This is a genomic window from Nonomuraea polychroma (genome assembly GCF_004011505.1).
Taxonomy (GTDB): Bacteria; Actinomycetota; Actinomycetes; order Streptosporangiales; family Streptosporangiaceae; genus Nonomuraea; species Nonomuraea polychroma.
In genome coordinates this window covers 5712090-5732055 of record NZ_SAUN01000001.1, presented here as the reverse complement: position 1 = coordinate 5732055, position 19966 = coordinate 5712090, and the positions used below count along the sequence as shown (strand labels likewise).

The 19966-nt window shown below is 69.5% G+C and carries 22 protein-coding genes and 1 pseudogene; 20 read left to right on the top strand and 3 right to left on the bottom strand.

What is annotated here, in order from left to right; translation table 11 throughout:
- Positions 1-137: 137 nt before the first annotated feature.
- The 6 genes and pseudogenes from EDD27_RS26150 (at position 138) to EDD27_RS58390 (ending at position 5878) form a co-directional block, all read left to right on the top strand.
- Positions 138-1439 carry an ABC transporter substrate-binding protein gene (locus tag EDD27_RS26150; protein ID WP_206641659.1) on the top strand — a complete coding sequence of 434 codons (1302 nt, stop codon included), beginning with the start codon at positions 138-140 and terminating at the stop codon, positions 1437-1439.
- Complete coding sequence (locus tag EDD27_RS26145) at positions 1436-2368, top strand: carbohydrate ABC transporter permease (protein WP_206641658.1); 933 nt, start codon at positions 1436-1438, stop codon at positions 2366-2368. The genes EDD27_RS26150 and EDD27_RS26145 overlap by 4 nt, the downstream gene beginning before the upstream one ends.
- Complete coding sequence (locus tag EDD27_RS26140; RefSeq protein WP_127934732.1) at positions 2365-3192, top strand: carbohydrate ABC transporter permease; 828 nt, start codon at positions 2365-2367, stop codon at positions 3190-3192. Before EDD27_RS26145 ends, EDD27_RS26140 begins: the two co-directional genes overlap by 4 nt.
- Before the next feature lie 4 nt (positions 3193-3196).
- Positions 3197-3979: an alpha/beta hydrolase family protein gene (locus tag EDD27_RS26135; RefSeq protein WP_127934731.1), complete on the top strand. Its 783-nt coding sequence runs from the start codon at positions 3197-3199 to the stop codon at positions 3977-3979.
- An 82-nt stretch (positions 3980-4061) separates the two neighbouring features.
- On the top strand, positions 4062-5324 hold the full coding sequence (locus tag EDD27_RS26130; protein ID WP_241564254.1) for a multidrug effflux MFS transporter: 1263 nt from the start codon (positions 4062-4064) through the stop codon (positions 5322-5324).
- Positions 5325-5349: 25 nt separating this feature from the next.
- Positions 5350-5878 (top strand): annotated as a pseudogene (locus EDD27_RS58390) (cyclophilin-like fold protein).
- A gap of 52 nt (positions 5879-5930) precedes the next feature.
- Here EDD27_RS58390 and EDD27_RS26120 read toward each other — a convergent pair.
- Positions 5931-6779 carry a class I SAM-dependent methyltransferase gene (locus tag EDD27_RS26120; protein ID WP_127934730.1) on the bottom strand — a complete coding sequence of 283 codons (849 nt, stop codon included), beginning with the start codon at positions 6777-6779 and terminating at the stop codon, positions 5931-5933.
- A complete protein-coding gene (locus tag EDD27_RS55795) occupies positions 6776-7318 on the bottom strand; it encodes a PhnE/PtxC family ABC transporter permease (protein WP_206641657.1) in 543 nt (180 codons plus the stop codon). The genes EDD27_RS26120 and EDD27_RS55795 overlap by 4 nt, the downstream gene beginning before the upstream one ends.
- Positions 7319-7328: 10 nt before the next feature.
- Between EDD27_RS55795 and EDD27_RS55790 the strand changes: the two genes are divergently transcribed.
- The 13 genes from EDD27_RS55790 to EDD27_RS58880 all read left to right on the top strand — a co-directional run bounded on the left by EDD27_RS55790 (position 7329) and on the right by EDD27_RS58880 (position 15709).
- On the top strand, positions 7329-7853 hold the full coding sequence (locus tag EDD27_RS55790) for an ATP-binding protein (protein WP_206641656.1): 525 nt from the start codon (positions 7329-7331) through the stop codon (positions 7851-7853).
- An 82-nt stretch (positions 7854-7935) separates the two neighbouring features.
- Entirely contained in the window at positions 7936-8643 is a 708-nt protein-coding gene (locus EDD27_RS26105; RefSeq protein WP_127934727.1) for a response regulator transcription factor, read from the top strand.
- Complete coding sequence (locus tag EDD27_RS26100; protein WP_127934726.1) at positions 8640-9980, top strand: sensor histidine kinase; 1341 nt, start codon at positions 8640-8642, stop codon at positions 9978-9980. The genes EDD27_RS26105 and EDD27_RS26100 overlap by 4 nt, the downstream gene beginning before the upstream one ends.
- 42 nt (positions 9981-10022) lie before the next feature.
- Complete coding sequence (locus EDD27_RS26095) at positions 10023-10274, top strand: multicopper oxidase domain-containing protein (protein ID WP_127934725.1); 252 nt, start codon at positions 10023-10025, stop codon at positions 10272-10274.
- Between the two features lie 80 nt (positions 10275-10354).
- Positions 10355-10882 carry a hypothetical protein gene (locus tag EDD27_RS26090; RefSeq protein ID WP_127934724.1) on the top strand — a complete coding sequence of 176 codons (528 nt, stop codon included), beginning with the start codon at positions 10355-10357 and terminating at the stop codon, positions 10880-10882.
- Positions 10879-11928 carry a peptidoglycan-binding protein gene (locus tag EDD27_RS26085; protein WP_241564253.1) on the top strand — a complete coding sequence of 350 codons (1050 nt, stop codon included), beginning with the start codon at positions 10879-10881 and terminating at the stop codon, positions 11926-11928. The genes EDD27_RS26090 and EDD27_RS26085 overlap by 4 nt, the downstream gene beginning before the upstream one ends.
- The gene (locus EDD27_RS26080; protein WP_206641655.1) at positions 11925-12605 is read left to right on the top strand and encodes an ABC transporter ATP-binding protein; all 681 of its coding nucleotides are present in this window, start codon (positions 11925-11927) and stop codon (positions 12603-12605) included. Before EDD27_RS26085 ends, EDD27_RS26080 begins: the two co-directional genes overlap by 4 nt.
- Positions 12602-13777, top strand: a complete 1176-nt coding sequence (locus EDD27_RS26075; protein WP_127934722.1) for an ABC transporter permease — start codon at positions 12602-12604, stop codon at positions 13775-13777. Before EDD27_RS26080 ends, EDD27_RS26075 begins: the two co-directional genes overlap by 4 nt.
- A 104-nt stretch (positions 13778-13881) precedes the next feature.
- Positions 13882-14124 (top strand): acyl carrier protein, encoded by a 243-nt coding sequence (locus EDD27_RS26070; protein ID WP_127934721.1) that lies wholly within the window; start codon positions 13882-13884, stop codon positions 14122-14124.
- Positions 14121-14339: an SRPBCC family protein gene (locus tag EDD27_RS55785; RefSeq protein WP_127934720.1), complete on the top strand. Its 219-nt coding sequence runs from the start codon at positions 14121-14123 to the stop codon at positions 14337-14339. Before EDD27_RS26070 ends, EDD27_RS55785 begins: the two co-directional genes overlap by 4 nt.
- Complete coding sequence (locus tag EDD27_RS55780; RefSeq protein WP_127934719.1) at positions 14302-14565, top strand: cupin domain-containing protein; 264 nt, start codon at positions 14302-14304, stop codon at positions 14563-14565. Before EDD27_RS55785 ends, EDD27_RS55780 begins: the two co-directional genes overlap by 38 nt.
- The gene (locus EDD27_RS26055; protein ID WP_127934718.1) at positions 14562-15434 is read left to right on the top strand and encodes a beta-ketoacyl synthase N-terminal-like domain-containing protein; all 873 of its coding nucleotides are present in this window, start codon (positions 14562-14564) and stop codon (positions 15432-15434) included. The genes EDD27_RS55780 and EDD27_RS26055 overlap by 4 nt, the downstream gene beginning before the upstream one ends.
- Positions 15365-15709 (top strand): trypsin-like serine protease, encoded by a 345-nt coding sequence (locus EDD27_RS58880; RefSeq protein WP_421917322.1) that lies wholly within the window; start codon positions 15365-15367, stop codon positions 15707-15709. The genes EDD27_RS26055 and EDD27_RS58880 overlap by 70 nt, the downstream gene beginning before the upstream one ends.
- Positions 15710-15928: 219 nt before the next feature.
- On the opposite strand, the gene EDD27_RS26045 is transcribed toward EDD27_RS58880, so the two are convergent.
- A complete protein-coding gene (locus tag EDD27_RS26045) occupies positions 15929-16540 on the bottom strand; it encodes a hypothetical protein (protein ID WP_127934717.1) in 612 nt (203 codons plus the stop codon).
- A gap of 194 nt (positions 16541-16734) precedes the next feature.
- Between EDD27_RS26045 and EDD27_RS26040 the strand changes: the two genes are divergently transcribed.
- Positions 16735-19962, top strand: coding sequence for a CHAT domain-containing protein (locus EDD27_RS26040; protein WP_127934716.1), 3228 nt, complete (start codon positions 16735-16737; stop codon positions 19960-19962).
- Positions 19963-19966 lie beyond the last annotated feature (4 nt).

The window sequence follows — 19966 nt, the reverse complement described above, 5'->3', positions numbered from 1 at the left end:
TCTTGAGTGCAGCGATGTAACCTGGGAAAAGGCCGGGTACCGTTACCCAAAACATGTCTTGACACTCCTCCACGTAACGCCTACGTTAACCGCATCGGGGAGCCGGTTAAAACGATTCAACAGCCCTGGAGGGGTGTGTGAAGACCTCCCACCGCACGATCGCGACGGCTGTGGCCGTTCTCGCGATGACGGCCCTGACCTCCTGCGGCTCCAGTTCGGAGCCCGCCGCCGACGGCACCGTCACCCTGTCCTTCATGACCGGCAGCGACCAGTCGACCGTGGACACGTCCAAGGCGCTGGCGAACGCCTTCATGAAGGCCAACCCCAGCATCAAGATCGACATGGAGCACCAGCCGGGAGGCAGCGAAGGCGACAACATCGTCAAGACCCGCCTGTCCACCGGCGAGATGACAGACGTGTTCTGGTACAACTCCGGCTCACTGCTGCAGGCGCTCAATCCGGCCCAGACCCTCGTCGATCTCACCGGCGACCCCGTCCTGACCAACGTCCAGCAGGACTACCTGCCCGTGGTGACACAGGGCGGCAAGGTCTACGGCGTCCCGGCCACCACGCTGACCGGCGGTGGCATCCTCTACAACCGCAAGGTCTACGACAAGCTCGGCCTGGAGGTCCCCAAGACCTGGGACGCGTTCATGGCCAACAACGAAAAGATCAAAGCGGCCGGGATCGCCCCGGTGATCAGCACGTTCAAGGACACCTGGACGTCCCAGCTGTTCGTGCTCGCCGACTTCTACAACGTCCAGGCCGCGGTGCCGAGCTTCGCCCAGGACTACACCGCCGGCAAGGTCAAGTACGCCACCACACCGGCCGCGCAGGGAGGGTTCCAGCACCTCGCCGACGTGCACGCCAAGGACTACCTCAGCAAAGGCTTCGGCTCGGCCACCCTCGACCAGGGTCTGAAGATGCTGGTCGAGGGCAAGGGCGCGCACTACGCGATGCTCAGCGGGCTGCTGCCGCCCCTGCTGGCGACCTATCCGCAGACGGCGACCGATGTCGGCTTCCTCGGCGTCCCAAGCAGCGACCCGGCCAAGCACGGCGCCACCGTCTGGGAGCCTCCCGCCATCTACATCGCCAAGACCACCGAGCACCTGGACGCGGCGAAGAAGTTCCTGGCCTTCGTGGCCTCCCCGGCGGGCACCGAGGCCGTCACCGCGGCCGTGCGGCCGTCCGGGCCGTACCGGATCAAGGGATCCAAGCTGCCCGACGACGCCATCCAGGTGGCCAAGGACCTGCAGGTCTACATCGACAAGGGCGCCACGTCGCCGGCTCTGGAGTTCCTGTCGCCCATCAAGGGGCCGTCGCTGGAGCAGATCACCGTCGCCGTCGGCTCCGGGCTGACCCCGCCCGCCGAGGGCGCCGCCCAGTACGACAAGGACGTGGAGAAGCAGGCCAAGCAGTTGGGCCTGGCAGGGTGGTGACCAAGCAGCAGACCGGGCCCCGCATGGGGCCCGGTGCGGCGCCAGGGCAACGGCACACCCGCCCGGCGGCCAGGCACAGATCGGCGTACCCCTATGCGCTGTACCTGCCGGCCGCCGTCGTCTACCTGGTGATCTTCCTGGTGCCGACGGTCACGGCCTTCTACTTCGCGCTGACCCGCTGGACGTTGTTCGACAGCACCTTCGTCGGGCTGGACAACTTCCGCGACTTCCTCGCCGAGCAGAACCTGCGCATCGGCTTCGCCAACACCATTGTCTACGCGGTGGTCACCAGCGGGCTGAAGGTGGTGCTCGGGCTGCTGCTGGGCGTGCTGCTCACCAGCAGGCTACGGTTGCGCGGCTTCCTGCGCTCGGTGGTGTTCTTCCCGGTGCTCGTGTCCACCGTGGCCGTCGGCATCACCTTCAGCGCGCTGCTGCGGCCCGACACCGGCCTGGTCAACAAGGCCCTCGCGCTGGCCGGCATCGACGGCCCCGACTGGCTGGGCGACGCGAACACGGCGCTGCTGTCGGTGGCGGCGGTGGACGTGTGGAAGGGCGTGGGGCTGGCCACCGTCATCTACATCGCCGGGATCATGTCCATCCCCCGTGACTACTACCAGGCGGTCGCGGTCGACGGAGGCACCGCCTGGCACCGGTTCCGGCACGTCACGCTGCCGCTGAGCTGGCCGGCGACGTACTCGGTGATCATCTTGTCGTTCATCGGCGGGCTGCGGTCGTTCGACCTGATCTGGACGATGACCCGGGGCGGGCCCGGCTTCACCAGCGACACCATCGCCTCGATCATCTACAAGCAGTACCAGGCCGGCTTCTTCGGCCTGTCCACCGCCGGGAACGTGCTGCTGTTCATCATCGTCACGGCTATCGTGCTCCCGCTCAACTACGTCCTGGGCAAGAGGCAGGTCGCCGTATGAGAGCGCTCAAGAAACTCAGCGCGGAGACGATCGCGTTCGTTCTGGCCACTGTGATCTTCCTGGTGCCGTTCTCGTTCATGCTGCTGACCGCGGTCAAGGATCAAGCGCAGGCCGCGGATCTGGACTTCGCCTGGCCGGGCGAGTGGCGGATCGTGGAGAACGTCATCGCGGTCGTGGAGGCCCGCGATTACGTGCTGCTGCGCGCTTTCGTCAACTCCACCATCCTCACCGTCGCATCGGTGGCACTGATCGTCATCTTCGCCGCGATGGCCGCGTTCGTGCTGCAGCGCCGCGCGGGGGCGATCGGCAAAGTGGCCAACTTCCTGGTGCTGTCCGGACTGATCATCCCGCCCGCGATCGTCCCCACGATCTGGCTGCTGCAGACGCTCGGCCTGTTCAAGACCCTGCCCGGGCTGATCCTCGTCGAAGTGGCCTTCGGCCTGTCGTACGCGGTGCTGCTCTTCCGGGCGTTCATCGCGGCCATCCCGCGGGAACTGGACGAGGCCGCCCAGATCGACGGTTGCAGCGGGCCGGCCCTGTTCTTCCGCGTGATCTTCCCGCTGCTGCGGCCGGTCACCATCACCGTCATCCTCACCACGTCGGTGGCCGTCTTCAACGACTTCGTCAACCCGCTGTACTTCACCCCGGGCGACGACAACGCCACCGTGCAGGTCACCCTCTACAACTTCCAGAGCCAGTACAGCACCCAATGGAACCTGCTGTTCACGGACATCGTCCTGATCACCATTCCACCGCTGCTGGCCTTCGTCTTCTTCAACCGCAAGATCGTCGCAGGCATGACCGCCGGCGCCATCAAGGGATGACCTGATGATCCACCACCACGATTTCCAGCACGAGGGGCTGACGCTGCGCTCCACGGTGCACGTCCCCGGGGTTCCGGCCGCGGCCCGCCGGCCGACGGTGGTGTTCGTGCATGGTTTCTCCAACAACCGTATGGAGAACCGCTCGTTCGTCCTCATGTCGCGACTGCTGGAGAGCATCGGCATCGCGTCGGTCCGGTTCGACCTGTCGGGACACGGGGAGAGCGACGGCGACTTCTTCGACGTCACCATCACCAACGAAATAGCCGAGACGCGATCGGTCGTGCGGACCGTCCGGAGCTTCGACTTCGCCGACCCCGGGCGGATCGCCCTGATCGGGATGAGCATGGGCGGCGTCGTGGCGGGCATCGTGGCCGCCGAAGAACCCGGAATCCGGGCTGCGTGCCTGTGGTCGCCGGCCGCCGTCGCCCCCTTCGAAGTGGGCTCGGGCTACCTCAAGGGCCGCGACATCGCCGCCGAGATCACGGATAAGGGCTACTTCGACGCCGACAGCCACCGGATGAGCCCCGCCCTCGCCGACGACATCGCCGGCCTCGATGTCTATGGCCGATCCTGTACGTATGCCGGGCCGGTGCGCATCATCCACGGCGACAAGGACGACATCGCCCCGCTGTCCTACGCCCGCCGTTATCTCGACCACTACGGCGGCAACGCTGAACTGGACGTCGTCCCCGGAGCAGACCACGGGTGGAGCACCGTTCCGCACCGCACGCGGCTGCATCAGTCCACGTTGCGGTTTCTCCGCGAGCACCTGGAGCCCGCCTCATGATGTCCGATGAGCTGGAGTTCCCTCGCAGTACACCCTTCGGCAGAGACTCCCACAGCGCTGCTGGGCGGCATTCACTGATGTCGTGCCACATCCGTCCTCACTTTCGCCGAGCCCTGTCACGCGACTGCTTCCGACGCTGCTGCTCGTACTGACCGTGTTCGGGCCCATCTCGATGGACCTCTACCTGCCCGTGCTGCCGGCGTTGACGATCGAACTGGACGCGGCGACCTCGATGGCGCAGCTGACCGTCACCGCGTGCCTCATCGGCCTGGCGCTCGGGCAGCTCATCGCCGGGCCGCTGTCCGACCGATTCGGCCGCCGCGGACCCCTGTACATCGGCGTCGTCGCCTACATCGCGACCTCTGCGCTGTGCGCGCTGAGCCCGAGCATCGAGCTGCTCATCGGCGCCCGTCTCGTGCAAGGGCTCGCCGGCGGCGTCGGCATCGTGATCGCGCAAGCAGCAGGGCGCGACGTCTACTCCGGCGGGGCGCTCATCCGCTACTACGGCCGCATGACCGTGATCGGCGGCTTCGCCGCCATCATCGGGCCGCTCCTCGGCGGCCAGCTCGCCACGGTCACCGACTGGCGCGGTCTGTTCGTGTTCCTCGCCGCGATCGGCGCGGTCATCCTCGCCGCCGTCGCACTCGCCTACCGTGAGACCCTGCCACCGCACCGCCGCACGAAGGGCGGGTTCACGCAGACCGGAGGCGACTTCCGCACGCTGCTGTCGAACCAGGTGTTCACCGGCGCCGTGCTCGTGCAGGGATTCGTCAACGCCGCCCTGTTCGCCTACCTCAGCGGGGCGACGTACGTGCTGCAGGGCATCTACGGCCTGTCCCCGCAGCAGTACGCGCTCGCCTTCGGCCTCAACTCGGCCGGATTCATGGTGTTCGGCTACCTCGCCGGCCGAGCCGGCGAACGATGGAGCGTGACGGGCACGCTCGTCGTCGGCCTCGCCATGTGCGCGCTCGGCGCCCTCGGCCTCCTCGCCTCCGGGCTCTTGGCTCTGCCCCTGGCCGCGGTGATCGTGTCGCTTCTGGTCATGGTCAGCGGCGTCGCCGTCACGACCCCACCGGCGACGACACTCGCCCTCGCCGACTACCCGCAGATGGCCGGCACCGCGTCATCGCTGCTCGGCATGGCGCGATTCGCGTTCGGCGGAGCGTCCGCCCCATTCGTCGGCATCGCCGGCGCGGCCACCATGCTGCCGTTCGGCATCGTCACCGTCGTCTCGGCCGCCCTCGCAGTGGTGGCGTACACGACGCTCGTGACCCGCCGGGGCGCTCCTACGGTGATCCCGGAATCCGTACCCGGGCGGCAGCTCACCGGACTGGAGACGCGCTGACCCCGCCCATCGGAAGGACGGAACCATGCGAATGAAGGACACCGTGACCGCTGCCGGCCTCTTGGCGTTGCTCGCCCTGACGGCATGCGGCGCGCCCGAGCCGGACGCCGCCCTCTCAGCATCCGACCAGCCCACGGCATCCACGGCCCCGCCGGCATCTCCCCGCTCAGGTACGAGAGAGGCGGACGAGGTCGTGGGAACGGTCGTGCGCTTCTCGTCGAGCGCGACCTCGGTCGACGTGACGATCGGGCAGGACAGCCCGGCTGTCCGTGACTTCGTGTCCATGCTGCCGCTCACGCTCACCTTCGAGGAGTTCGCGGGGAAAGAGAAGATCTTACCTTCCGCGGGAGCTGGAGCACAGCGGTTCCCCAGGGTCTGACCCCAAGGACGGCGACCTGATCTATTTCATCCCCTGGGGCAACCTCGGCTTCTACTACAACACCGCCGGGATCGGTTACTCCGACCAGACTGTCCATATCGGCACCTATCACGCGCCGCTGGAACAGCTCAAGCGCCTCGAAGGCGGAGACGTCACCGTCGAGGTCATCGACTGATGGCGGAACGATGCCGACGCTTCGCGTAACGCGGAGGCGCCGTCGGAGCGATCTATGCCTCACCGGGCCACCAGAGCGTGACCAGCTCGCGGCCGGATGAGCCCAGGTCGGGCGGGCAGTCCTCAGCGACGCCGGCGTTCAACAGTGCTGTGGCGACGTCGTCCCGGCGCTCCGGCGGCAGGCACAGGCGGCGGCGGGCGACGTCCACAAGGGTCGCGAAGCTGCCGTACTCGGCCATCGCCGGCCGGGTCCAGCGCTCGGCCTTCACGTGCAGACCGAGCGCTTCGACAATCTCGATCAACTGCTCGGCCGTCGGGCCCTCCGGCCGGTCCAGGCCATGGAACTGCTTCCAGTACGGGTTCAGATCCGCCAGCGGATGGCGAACGGTGATCTCTACGACCACCCGGCGCCGGGCGTGCCGGGTGGTCGCCGCGATGAACGGCTCCAGGTCGGCCACGTTGTAGATCACATGGTGGCAGAGCACCACGTCGGCCTTCGGAGCCTTCGCGGCGGCCTCGGGCCAGGTGCCGCATATGACCATCGGGCTCAGGCCCAGCGGCGTGGCGCGGCGCACCAGGTCGTCCAGGAGCGGCTGGTGAGAGTCCACGGCGGTCAGAGCCGTGGTGCGGGAGGCCAGGGGCAGGCTGGCCGCGCCGCCCCCTGCCCCCAGGTCGAGCACCGAGCCGCCGCGCCCGAGAGCCTCCAGCGCACACTCGTAGGATGGTCCGCCGGGCTCGGCCAGGTAGCGGTCGGCGCGGCGGGCGAAGACCTCCTCGGGCAGGACCCAGGGCGACTCGACGGTGCTGGAGAGAATCGACTCGGGAACGCGCCATGCTGCCAGGTCTTCGGCCCAGATGCGCAGCAGTTCGGTGGTGCTCACGATCTCCTTCACCCGTCTCATGCGGCCGCTCCCAGCCCGCGTCTCAGCGTACGGGAGGCCAGGTCGACGACGAGGATGACCGCGAGGACGGCGATGACCAGGGTCGACAGCTCGTCGTAGCGGAAGAGCCGGAGCGAGATGGCCAGTTCCTGCCCGATTCCTCCGGCGCCGACGAAGCCGAGCACGGTTGAGGTGCGCAGATTGCACTCCCATTGGTAGAGCAGCAGCGAGGCCAGGCCGGGTGCGGCTTGTGGCACCACGGCGAGGGCGGTGGTCGCCATGCGACCGGATCCGGTGAGGCGAAGTGCTTCGACGGGGGCGGGGCTCACCGCTTCGAGTTGCTCGGCGCAGAGCTTGGCCAGCAGGCCCGCCCCGTGCACGGCGAGGGCCAGCGATCCCGTGGCGGCTCCCGGCCCGAGCATCGCCACGAACAACAGCGCCCACAGCAGGTCGGGGACTCCTCGCAACGTCGCCGCGGTCGTTCTGGCCGCTGCCCGCAAGGCGGGCGCCGCCTCGACGTTGCCGGCGATCAGTCCCGTTCTGTCCCCGGCCGGCACCATGGAGTTCCTCGTGGACGACCGGGGGCGGGTGACCTTCATGGAACTGAACGCCAGGATCCAGGTCGAGCACCCCGTCACCGAAGCGCTCACCGGCATCGACCTGATCCGCGAGCAGATCAGGATCGCGGCCGAGCTGCCGCTGGCCGTCAAGCAGGAGGACGTGCGCCTGACCGGCGCCGCGATCGAGTGTCGGGTCAACGCGGAGGACCCCGACAGGGGATCCCTGCCTACCCCGGGCCGCCTGGACGTCTTCAACGTGCCGGGCGGGCCGTGGACGCGGGTGGACTCCGGGTTCGCGCCCGGCGACACGGTGCCCCCGTACTACGACTCCCTGCTGGCCAAGCTGATCGTCTGGGCTCCCACCAGGGCGGAGGCCATCGCCAGGGCCGATCGGGCGCTGGGGGAGTTCACCGTGTCGGGACCGGGCGTGGCCACCACGATTCCCCTGCTGCGCAGGCTGGTCACGCATCCCGTCTTCGCCGCGGGCGAGCACACCACCCGTTTCGTCGAGGAGTTGCTCGACGGGCAATCCTGATGCGTCTGTCGGTGGCTCTTCAGCTTTCGGTCAGCCTCACCGACGATGATGACGGCAGACGACGTGAAAGGGGAGGTGGGGCGTGGCCGACACCGCCAGGCGGCCGGAGGCGCGACTGCTCGTCATCGAGGATGAGCCGGACATCCTCGAACTGCTCTCCGCCAGCCTGCGCTTCTCAGGATTCGAGGTGCTCAGCCTGGCGAGGGGGATGAGCGCGGTCGAGACGGCGATACGGCACCGGCCCGAACTGATCATCCTCGACGTGATGCTTCCCGACCTGGACGGGTTCGAGGTCATCAGGCGGCTGCGCTCGGGCGGCGACCGGACCCCGGTCCTGTTCCTGACCGCCAGGGAGTCGGTGGAGGATCGGATCAAAGGGCTGACCTTGGGCGGCGACGACTACGTCACGAAGCCGTTCAGCATCGACGAGGTGATCGCCAGGATCAGGGCGGTGCTGCGGCGCTCGCGCGACGCCGCCGCCACGCCGCCGCCCCGGCTGACCTTCGCCGACATCGAGCTCGATGAGGAGAGCCACCAGACCTGGCGGGACGGCGAGCCCATCCAGCTCTCGCCGACCGAGTTCAAGCTGCTGCGCTACTTCATGCTCAACGTCGGGAGGGTGCTGTCGAAGGCGCAGATCCTCGACCACGTGTGGCACTACGACTTCCGCGGCGACGACGGCATCGTGGAGAAGTACGTCTCGGCGTTGCGCAGGAAGGTGGACTTCCGTGAGCCTCGGCTGATCCACACCCTGCGCGGCGTCGGATACGTGCTCAGGCCCCCGTGGTGAGCGGCGTACCGCTCAGGGTCAAGCTCACCGTAGCCGTGGTGCTGCTGGTCTCGGTGGCCGTGGGAGTGATCAGCACGGCCGCCGTGCTCGTGCTCAGAGAGCAGCTCCTCGGCCGCGTCGACAACCAGATCAAGCAGGTGACGGAGACCCTGTACAGGGACATGCGCGACGAACGCCCCACGCCCGGCGGGCAGCTGCTGGTGTTCGTGCCCAGCGACGTCTCCGTGCTCAAGATCGCCGGAGGTCAGGTGGTCGCGCGTTCCAGGAACGCCGACCCGGGCATCGAGGCCGCCCTGCCCCAGCCCTTGCCCGTCGGCCTGTCCACTGTGGACCGCTGGCGGGTGCTCTTCGACGGCAGCCTGGTCGTCGCCATGCCGCTCACCCACGTCGAGGAGACGGTGGCGCAGATGGCGTGGATCGACGCCATCGTGGCCCTCACCGTGGTGGCCATCGTCGCCACGGCCGGTGTGATCGTCGTCAGGAGGAGCCTGCGCCCGCTGGAGCAGATCGAACGCACGGCCGAGGTGATCGCCGCGGGAAACCTCTCGCAGCGCGTCGAAGGTGAGGACCCGCGTACCGAGGTCGGGCGGCTGGCCGGCGCGCTGAACGGCATGCTGGCGCAGATCGAGGGCGCATTCCGCGCCCGCGCCGCCTCCGAGCAGCACATGCGGCGCTTCGTCGCCGACGCGGGACACGAGTTGCGCACCCCGCTGACCGCCATTCGCGGCTTCGCCGACCTGTTCAGGCACCAGCGCGGAGAGGACGAGCTGGTCGAGCGGATCAGCGCGGCGGCCGCCAGGATGAGCCTGCTGGTGGAGGACCTGCTGCTGCTGGCCAACCTGGATCAGCGCAGGCCGCTGCGGAACGATCGGATCGACCTGCTGGCGCTGGCGGCCGAGGCCGTGCAGGAGGCGGCGCTGCTGGAAGGGGACAGGAAGATCGAGTTGGCGGTCGAGGGCGAGAACGCCCCGTTGGTGATCGGGGACGAGTCGCGGTTGCGGCAGGTCATCGGCAACCTGCTGAGCAACGCCGTGCGCCACACGCCTCCGGGCACGGCCGTCGAGGTGCGGCTGCTGGAGGGCCGGCTGGACGGCGGCGGCCCCGCGGTCGTGCTGGAGGTCGCCGACCAGGGACCCGGCCTGGAGCTCCGGCAGGCCGAGCGGGTTTTCGAGCGCTTCTACCGCGCCGACAGGTCCCGTTCCCGCGCGGAAGGCGGCACCGGGCTCGGCCTGGCCATCGTCGCCGCACTCGCGCAGGCCCACGGCGGCAGCGCGGAGGTCGACACCGCTCCGGGCGCCGGAGCCACCTTCCGCGTCCGCCTCCCCGCCGCCGACTGACGCACCCCGGCAGTCTATGACCGCAGCGGCTGGAGCGAGGAGGTGCGCGGCACCACCACGCCGATCAAGTTCCTCCGCCAGGGTCCGCTCGAAGGGCACGAGCAAGGCTGGAAGGACGTCGTGCGGGTGCAGGGGGTCGAGCTGGCCACGGTCGCGGGACAGTTTGACCGGATCGGCCGTTACGTCTATCACTGCCACATCCTCGAACACGAGATGCACATGATGCGGCCCTTCGTGGTCATGCCTCCCGAAGTGCTCAAGCTCCACCCTCCGGGCGGACACGGCGGCCACTGAAACAGTCAGCATCTTTTCGGCCGGACGGGCAGGGCTCGGTCAGCTTCGGACGCGAGGGTGAGCGCTGGAGGTGATCGACGATGAGACCACGATGGTCCCTGATCCTTATGTGCGCCGCCGCCCTCTCGCTCGCGTCGTGCGCGGGCGGCGAGCAGACGGCGGCGCCGCCCGCAGGTCAGTCCAGCCAGGCGGGCCAGGCCACGGCGTCCGCGTCCAGCGGCACCGAGGACAGCCTCGCTCGCTGGATGACCTGCATGCGGCAGAACGGCGTGCCGGTGGAGGACCCGAGAGAGAGCGGGCGGCTCAGCGCCGCCGACACCGGAGTCAGCCAGGAGGTGCTGGAGAAAGCCCAGGAGGCCTGCCGCCAGTACGTCCAGTCCGCCGCGGGCGACCGCCCCAACGCCAACGACCCGAGCGTGATGGACAAATACCTGGCCTACGCCGCCTGCATGCGTGAGAACGGTGTCGACATGCCTGATCCGAAGGCCGACGCCAACGGCGAGATCGTGATGGAGTCCAAGACCGCCACCGACTCGCCTCAGTACGTGAAGGCGCAGAAGGCCTGCCAGAGCAAGCTCCCCGGCGGCGGCCCCGGCGGGGCACGGTGAGCAGGCGAGGCATCGTCGGGGCCGCCGCGCTGGTGCTGCTGCTCGCGGCCGGTGCGGCGGCCGCGGCGCTGATCACGCGGTCCGGCGGTGCCGCAGCGGGAGAGCAGACGGCCACGCTGCCTCCGGCCACCGCCGCCGTGGAGCGGGGCGACCTGATCGACACGCTGACCGTCAGCGGCACACTCGGCCACGGCCCCGAGCAGCCGGTGGTCAACGCCGCCGGCGGCACGCTCACCGAGCTGCCGGAGGAGGGCGAGGTGATCAGCCGCGGCGAGGAGCTGTACGAGGTGAACCGCGACCCGGTGCTCCTCATGTACGGGCCCAAGCCCATGCACCGCACGCTCGAACTCGGCGTGCCCGACGGCGCCGACGTGCGGCATCTGGAGAAGAACCTCAGCGAGCTCGGCTACAAGGTCGAGGTCGACGACCACTTCGGCCTGAGCACCCTGGCGGCCGTCAGGAAGTGGCAGGACAAGGCAGGGCTGCCGGTGACCGGCTCGGTGAGCAAGGCCGAGGTGGTGGTCCTGCCCGGTGAGGTACGCGTCCAGGCGCTGCGCGCCCCGGTGGGCACCTCGGTCCACGCAGGCCAGACCCTGCTCACCGTCACGGGAGTGGAGCGCCTGGTGACCGTGCAGCTCGACGCGGGCCGCCAGTCCCTGGCCCGCAAGGGCGCCCCGGTGCAGGTGGAGCTCCCCGGCGAGCTAGAGCTGAAGGGGAAGATCAGCGAGGTCGGCACCGTGGCGAAGCAGGCGGACGGCGACACGACCGTGGACGTGCGGATCCGGCTGGACGACCCCGGCAAGGCGGGCAAGCTGGATCAGGTTCCGGTCAGCGTGGAACTGCAGAGCGAGATCCGCCGCGACGTCCTGTCCGTGCCCGTCGAGGCGCTGCTGGCGCTGCGGCAGAGCGGCTATGGCGTCGAGGTCGTGGAGGGATCGAACGTCCGCGTCGTGCCCGTGACCGCCGGGATCTTCGCCAATGGGCGGGTCGAGGTGTCCGGCGGCGGGTTGACCGAGGGCATGCGGGTGGGGGTGCCGGCCACGTGAGCCCCATCGTCCACCTGGAGAACGTCGTGAAGACCTACGGCAACGGCACGACCGCGCTACGCGGCGTGGACCTCAAGATCTTCACCGGGGAGTTGCTCGCCATCGTCGGCCCCTCCGGGTCCGGCAAGTCGACGCTCCTGCACATCATGGGCCTGCTCGACCGGCCCACCTCCGGGCGGGTTTCCCTCGCCGGGCAGGACGTCGCCCAGCTCCCCGACCGCGAGCTGTCCCGGCTCCGGGCCTCGTTGATCGGCTTCGTGTTCCAGCAGTTCCATCTGGCCGTCGGCGTGTCCGCGCTGGACAATGTGGCCGACGGGATGCTCTATTCCGGGGTGCCGCTGTCCGAGCGGCGTCGTCGGGCGGCGTGGGCACTGGAGCGGGTGGGGCTGGGTGACCGGCTGTCCCACCGGCCGCACGAGCTGTCGGGCGGCGAGCAGCAGCGCGTCGCCGTGGCCAGGGCGGTCGTCAAGGAGCCCGCGGTCCTGTACGCCGACGAGCCCACCGGCAACCTCGACAGCGCCTCGGGCTCGGAGGTGCTGGACGTGCTGAGAACCCTCCACAGAGACGGCACCACCGTCGCGATCATCACGCACGAGCACGAGGTGGCCGACGCCGCTGAGCGTCAGGTCGGGATCCGTGACGGCCGTGTGGTCACGGACGTCAGGAGGGGGACGTGACCTCCCGGCTGAGCGCCCGCGACCTGCTCAGGGTCGGGCTGGCGGGCCTGCGCGTCCGCCGGGCCCGGGTGGTGTTGGCCTCGCTGGGCATCGCCATCGGCATCGCCACGATGGTCGCGGTCGTCGGAATCTCCACCTCCAGCCAGGCGGACCTGCTCAGACAGCTCGACGAGCTCGGCACCAACATGCTGACCGTCAAGGCAGGCCAGACCCTGCAGGGGGAGGACGCCAAGCTGCCGGAGAAGTCGGTGGTCATGGTGAGCAGGATTCCCGCCGTCTTCGCCGTGGCCGCCACCGGCGACGTAGAGACCAGCGTCTACCGCACCGACCGGATGCCCGCCGACCAGACCGGGGGCATCTCCGTCAGGGCCGCCACGCTCGGCCTGCTGCAGACCGTGCAGGGCAAGGTGCGCAGCGGCGGCTGGTTCACCGCGGCGACCGAACGCTACCCCACGGTCGTGCTCGGCAGCATCGCCGCCCGCAGACTGGGCGTGACCTCGCCCGGCGCGCAGGTGTGGCTGGGCGGGCGCTGGTTCACCGTGCTCGGCGTCCTGGACCCGGTGCCGCTGGCACCGGGCATCGACAGGGCCGCGCTGGTCGGCTGGCCGGCGGCGCGGCAGCTGCTCGGCTTCGACGGCCATCCCACCACGCTCTACGAACGCTCCACGCCCGAGGAGGTGGAGGCGGTCAGGGCCGTGCTGCCGCGCGCCGTGAACCCGGAGTACCCGGAGGAGGTGACGGTCAGCCGCCCCTCCGACGCGCTGGCCGCCCGCGCGGCGACCGCGGGCGCCTTCACCAACCTGCTGCTCGGCCTGGGCGCCGTCGCCCTCCTCGTCGGAGGGGTGGGCGTGGCCAACACCATGGTCGTGTCCGTCCTCGAGCGGCGCAAGGAGATCGGACTGCGGCGCGCGCTCGGCGCGACCAGAGGGCACATCCGGATCCAGTTCCTCACCGAGTCGCTGCTGCTGTCGGGACTCGGCGGTGTCGTCGGGCTGGCGCTCGGCGTGCTGGTGACGGTCGGGTACGCGCTGTCGAACGGCTTCCCCACCCTGGTGCCGCTCTGGGCGATCGGCGGCGGCCTGGGCGCGGTCGTCGTCATCGGTTCGGCCGCCGGCCTCTATCCCGCCGTACGGGCGGCCAGGCTCTCCCCGACGGTCGCGCTCACCGCCTGAACCCCCTCCTCCGGGAGGGGGTTCTCCTCCCCCCGGAGGCGCGGCCGACTTCTCATCACGGTGGCGGAAGACCGGCCCGAGCGCCGGAACCTACTGTGAGCGGCATGCCAGCCAACACGTTCACTGACGCAGACCTGAAGGCCTTGCTCCTTGCCGTGGGCCTGGCGCCCGCGCAGGACGACTACTCGCAGACCTTCGATCAGCTCGGCCTCGAATCGCTCGCCAGAACCGAGATCTCCACCAGAATCGAGGACCGCACCGGCCTCCAGCTGGAGATCGACGCCGAGCACAGCCCCGCCCAGGTGGCCGCACTCGTCAACGCCCACCTGTCCGGAGCCACGTCATGATCGGGCACACCGACAACGCCGTCGAGATCGACGCGCCCATCGGCTTCGTCTGGGCCCAGACCAACGACGTACGCACCTGGCCCGGCCTGTTCACCGAGTACGCCAAGGTGGAGGTGCTGGAGGAGGCCGACGACCGCGTGGTCTTCCGGCTCACCATGCACCCCGACGAGCAGGGCGGTGCGGATAGCCCCCGGGGAGAAGGTCGCCGAGCATGACCACCCTTACTCGGAGGAGTTCATCTTCCTGGCCTCCGGTGAGCTCCGCGTGGACCTCGATGGCGAGCCCGTCTCGCTCTCGGCCGAGCAGTCGCTGCTGGTCCCCAGGAACGTACGGCACCGGCTGACCAACGTGGGCGAGACGGAGGCGCTGGCGGTCTTCCAGCTCAGCCCGCTCGCGCCCCGCCCAGAGCTCGGCCACGAGGACACCGAGGAGGGCCCGTGAGCGCGCGGCGCAGCGTGGTCACCGGCATCGGCGTGGTCGCGCCGGGCGGCGGCAACCGCGAGGAATTCTGGCAGCGCATCACCAGTGGCAAGCCCGCGATCCGGCGGATCAGCACCTTCGACCCGGAGCCGTTCCGTTCGCAGATCGCGGCCGAATGCGACTTCGAGCCGTCCGCCTACCGGCTGACACCGCAGGAGATCAGGCGGCTGGACAGGTTTGTGCTGATGGCCATGGCCTGCGCCGACGAGGCGTACGCCGACAGCGGCCTGGACGGGGTGAACCCCGAGCGCATGGGTGTCTCACTCGGCTCGGCGGTCGGCTCGACCATCCGCCTGGAGGAGGAATACGTGGTCGCCAGCGACGGCGGCCGCCACTGGGTCACCGACCCGACTCACGTCAGACCCTTCCTCTACCAGGCGCTGGTGCCGTCGAGCGCGGCCACCGAACCGGCCGTGCGCTTCCACGCGCAGGGCCCCGCCGCGGTCGTCTCCACCGGCTGCACCTCGGGCATCGACGCCATCGGCCACGCGCACACCCTGATCCAGGAGGGCGAGGCCGACGTCGTCATCGTGGTGGGCGCCGACGCCGCCTCCGGCATCGTCGTGCTCAAGGCGGACCGCGCCACGGGGCTGCGGCCGGCCCAGTTCGGGGACAGCGACAAGGTCGGGGTAGGCACGCGAGTGCTGGCCATCGGCAGCCCGTCGAGCCTCGGCGGCTCGGTCACCGCAGGCCTCGTCAGCGCCCTGCACCGCAACTCTTCACCGAAGGCCGGGACGAGAGCGCCCAGCCGGCCGTCGCGATACAGATCGACGCCGCCATCAACCCGGGCAGCTCCGGCGGCGCCCTGGTGGACACGGCGGGGAAGGTGATCGGCATCAACACCGCCGTCGCCGGCACCGGCTGCAGCGGCCTCGCCATCCCCGTCAACGAGGCCATACGCATCGCCGACCAGGTCAATCAGCGACGGCTCTGCGCACCGCGGCCACCCCGGCGTCTCGGCGAGGTTCGAGCCGGGCGGAGGGCTGAGGCCGGGCGGCCGATGGCGCACCGTGAGCTTCATCCGGGAAGGCGCGATCCATACGGTCGAGGGCCGGCGGCCACCTGGCGGATGCGGTCGCGGGTAGCGGCGATCCTCCGCGGTTAGAGGTCGTGCCAGTCGCGCCGACCGTCTCCTCGATCGGCACGGCCGGGTCCAGCCTGGCGGGGCGGTAGAGATCGATGTGGTCGGTGGCCAGGCAGCTCATTGCGACGCATGCCGTAGAAGTCGCCGGTGCCGATCAGCGTGATCCCGGCGTCGAGGGTTCGCGGTGTCAACCGTCAGACGGCTGGACAGAACGGTTCGGTCCGGAAATCGGCCATGCGTCTACGGCGCTTTGCGCCAGTCCTCATCAAGGGGATCGCCAGGCAACCACAGTTTGACCGGTCCGCGTCCCGGCTCGGGCTCCCACGCCTTCTTCTCCGGATTCCAGCGGAGCGTGGCCTCCCGCAGCCAATCGGCAGAGAGGTCGACTTCCAGCAGGGCGAGGAGCGCGGCTCGGTCGACGCTCGCGTCGATGATGACGCGTGCGTTGGTCGCCCGGTCGCCCAGCAGGATGTGCTGGGGATCCGGCCGGCTCGCCGAACCGGCCTCGGACTCCTTGCTTGCTCGGCGCCGGCGGACGATATTGACCAGTGTGCGGTAAACGTCATTGCCGGCGCTTTCGACGAGGCTCTGCACGAACGGAAGCACGATAGTGGTGATGCCGACCGTCGAAATGATGGTCAACGGATCGAACCCACGTGTGCCCGACTCCTTGACCGCCTCGGTGTCCAGCGCCGGATAGAGCGGCGCGAGCTGGTCGACCGCTCGGCACGCCTTGGACAGCAGCTCATGGGCTTCCGCGAGCAACTCGGGCTCGAACCCGTTCGAGTTGCCGCGCAGTTCGTCTCGGAGAGAGGAAAGCTGATCGAGAGCGGACATCAGCTCGGCACGCAAGTGGGACTCCACTTGTCTGTCGCTCATATCGCAAACCCTAGTGTAAATCTTGTTCCGTGCGGTGGTGGCGGAAGAGCGCGCGAAGCCAGGAGGTCGCCGGCGGGTCCGGCGGCGCCGATCTCCACGATCGGCTCAGTGCGGCGGTCGACGGCGTTTACGCTGCCGCGGGAGACACGGCAGGTCTGAGCGCGGCCATGGACGAACTCGCGTGGTGCTTGCGGCATATCGCGGCCGATCACCCGCACCGGGGGATCGTGCTCGCCGCCCTCAGTGAGGCGTTCGGGTTTCGGTTCGTCCTGACGGGCACCCCGGGTGACGCGGAAGCCGCGGTCGTGTACGGCGAGCAGGCCGTCGCGGTGCTGCCCGCTGAAGATCCGCAGCATGGCCTGGCACTCGGCAAGCTGGCCGAGCACTACATCGTGCGGTTCGAGACGACAGGTGACCGGCCATCCGACCTTGACGCTGCCATCAGGTGCTCCACGCAGGCGACGGTCGAGACGGCTGCGACGCCGGCGCTGCTGGCCTCGCTCGCCTATGCGCACCGGCTTCGGGCCGACCTCAGTGGGGTGCCGGACGACGTGGACGCGCAGATCCGGCACGCAGAGCATGGTCTGGCGATGGCCGATGCCGCGGATTCGCGCCGCTCGCTCCTGTATGGGCTGGTTGCCGGAGGTTACGAGCGACGCCACGACCAGGCCGGCGACATCCGTGACCTCGACGCGGCCATAGCCTGCCGCGAGGAGGCTGCGGTGAACGGCTGGCGTGACGCCGACGACCGGGCGCGGAACCTGTCCAACCTCAGCTTCGACTATCTGATGTGGCTCCGCGCCACCGACGACCCGGCGGATGTGCGGCGCGCCGTTGAGAGTGCCGCGAAGGCAGTGGAATTCGCCGGACAGGACAGCCCAGACCACGCCGAACTGCTCTACAAGCTGGGCATGACATACCAAGTGCGATTCAAGCTCGCCGGGGACATCGGCGATCTGCACGCGTACGTCGAACTGGCGGAGAAGGCACGGCAGCGCGCTCCCGCGGACTATGAAGGCACGGCCCTGGCCAATCTCGCAGTGGCCTACATAGAACGCTACGAACATGCCGGTGACCACCGCGATATGGACACCAGCATCGAGATCGGCGAGGAGGCCCTGGCGCATCCCGGACTGACCAGGGAACAACGCGGCGGTTGCCTGGCCAACCTTTCCACGATGTACCGGAAGAGGTTCCAGCGCTTGGGGGCGCAAAGCGACCTGGACTACTCCCTCCAACTCGGCCACCGAGCCGTCCGGGCCTCGCCTGACGGCCACCCCGAGCTCATCTCACGACTCGACGGCCTCGCCGACTCCTATGTCGAACGCTTCCGGCGCTTCCATGAGGAGGGCGATCTGGACACCGCCATCGAGCTGTGCGAGCGTGCCCTCGCCCTTCCGGGAATCACCTCCACGCAGCGGCGACACCTCCAGTCCGCCCTTAGCGGTCACCTACTGACGAGGTTCCAGGCGAGCGGCCGCCCCGCGGATCTGGACGCCAGCGTCGACAGCGCCGAGCATGCGCTCTCCGAGATCGACGAGAACCATCCGCAATGGCCCTCGTGCGTCGAGAACCTCGCCGGCGCCCTGCTGCATCGCCATAGGCTCGACGCCCGCACATTGCGGGAACCCGGCCGCGCGAATCTGGACAAGGCGATCGACCTCATCGAGCGCGCGATGTCCACCGCCAGGCCGGACTCCCCGTCGTTCCTGGGCCGGCTGGCCAACCTCGCGGTGGCGTACCAGGACGAGGCCGTTGACCCGGAGCGTCGGCCGAGTGTGGTGCGCAGGCTCATCAACGCCGTCGGCACCGCCACGGACACGACGCCGACGGCGCTGGCGCGTGCTCAGACCAACATCGGCCACCTGGCCCTGCAGGCCGGGCTGCACAGCGAGGCGGCGGCGATGTGGCGTAAGGCGATCGAGCTCCTGCCTCAGTGCGCGCCGCAGGGCATGGCGTGGGAAGACCAGGAGCACCAGCTCGGCGGCAAGAGAGGGCTGGTCGGTGAGGCCATGGCGACCCATCTCGCCATCGGTGACGTGGCAGGCGCCGTCGAACTCGCCGAGCTCGGTCGCGGCATCCTGCTGTCCAACCAGCTGGACGCCCGTGCCGATATAGCCGCGCTCTCCCGCTCAGCTCCCGGCCTCGCCGAGGAGTTCGAGCAGCTCGTGGCCGAAATGGAGGCCCGATCGCGCATTGGCGAGCGTCTGTACGATATTTCCGGCGCGTCCCCCCTGCGGCGACCGCCGCGACACATCGCCGATCGCTGGGACCGGTTGCTGCACCGGATCCGGCAGCTTCCCGACTTCTCGGACTTCCTGGCTCCGCCGCGGCTGGCGGAACTGCAGAACGCGGCGTCCGACGGAGCCGTGGTGCTCGTCAACGTCGGAACCCTCGGCGGCGATGCGGTGGTGCTCCAGCCGGACTCCGTGGTACGGGTGCCTCTTCCCAACCTCACCCAGACGGATGTGGAAGCCCACGCGAACGCCTTGGCTGGCGTGGAGTTCCTCCAGGACGACTCCGTCACCACAGCTCGGATCGCCCGAACCGAGGGAGCGTCCCACGACCTGCTCGCGTGGCTGTGGGAGACGGTCACCGAGCCGGTGCTCACCGAGCTCGGGTACGCATCACCGCCCGGCACCGGCCGGCCGATGCCGCGTGTCTGGTGGGTGGCGACCGGCGAGCTGAGCCTGCTGCCGCTGCACGCGGCGGGATTGCCTGACGGGCCTTCGGCGCTCGACCGCGTCGTCAGCTCGTACACGCCCACCATCCGCGCCCTGGCGCTCGCCAGGCGGCGCGGGAGCCCGGATGTCCGCACCCAGCTGACCGTCACCATGCGGCGCACGGACGGGCTGCCGAACCTGCCCGCGAGCCGGGCTGAGACCGCGCACCTGCTGGCCGGGCACCCCGGCGCGGTCTCGCTCGAGGACGGTGACGCCACCGCCGCGGCCGTTCTGGATGCGCTTCCCCGCGCCGGCTGGGTCCACTTCGCCAGCCACGCGATCAGTCATCCTGAACGCGCGTCGAAGAGCGGGCTGCACCTGCACGACCGCACGCTCCGCGTGCCTGAGATCAGCAGGGCCCGGCGGGAGCACGGCGAGCTGGCCTACCTGTCGGCATGCTCCACCGGGCAGGGAAGCCTGTTCCAGGCCGACGAGGCAGTCCATCTGGCGTCCGCGTTCCAGCTCGCGGGATACCGGCATGTCGTGGCCACGCTGTGGCCGGTCAACGACCAGGTCGCGGCCATGGCGGCGCGTCGCTTCTACCGGCTTCTCGGGGACTCGCCGACCGCGGACGGCGCTGCGGTGGCACTGCACGACGTGACGCTGCGGCTGCGTGCGCGATTTCCCGGCAATCCTGAGCTGTGGGCGCCGTTTGTTCACAGCGGGCCATGACGCG

Excerpts from the sequence above, each read along its gene's own strand:
- EDD27_RS55785 (WP_127934720.1), top strand. The coding sequence starts at position 14,121 with ATGATCGGGCACACCGACAACGCCGTCGAGATCGACGCGCCCATCGGC.
- EDD27_RS26135 (WP_127934731.1), top strand. The coding sequence starts at position 3,197 with ATGATCCACCACCACGATTTCCAGCACGAGGGGCTGACGCTGCGCTCC.
- EDD27_RS26040 (WP_127934716.1), top strand. The coding sequence starts at position 16,735 with ATGGACGAACTCGCGTGGTGCTTGCGGCATATCGCGGCCGATCACCCG.
- EDD27_RS26070 (WP_127934721.1), top strand. The coding sequence starts at position 13,882 with ATGCCAGCCAACACGTTCACTGACGCAGACCTGAAGGCCTTGCTCCTT.
- EDD27_RS55795 (WP_206641657.1), bottom strand. The coding sequence starts at position 7,318 with ATGGTGCCGGCCGGGGACAGAACGGGACTGATCGCCGGCAACGTCGAG.
- EDD27_RS26120 (WP_127934730.1), bottom strand. The coding sequence starts at position 6,779 with ATGAGACGGGTGAAGGAGATCGTGAGCACCACCGAACTGCTGCGCATC.
- EDD27_RS26140 (WP_127934732.1), top strand. The coding sequence starts at position 2,365 with ATGAGAGCGCTCAAGAAACTCAGCGCGGAGACGATCGCGTTCGTTCTG.
- EDD27_RS26090 (WP_127934724.1), top strand. The coding sequence starts at position 10,355 with ATGAGACCACGATGGTCCCTGATCCTTATGTGCGCCGCCGCCCTCTCG.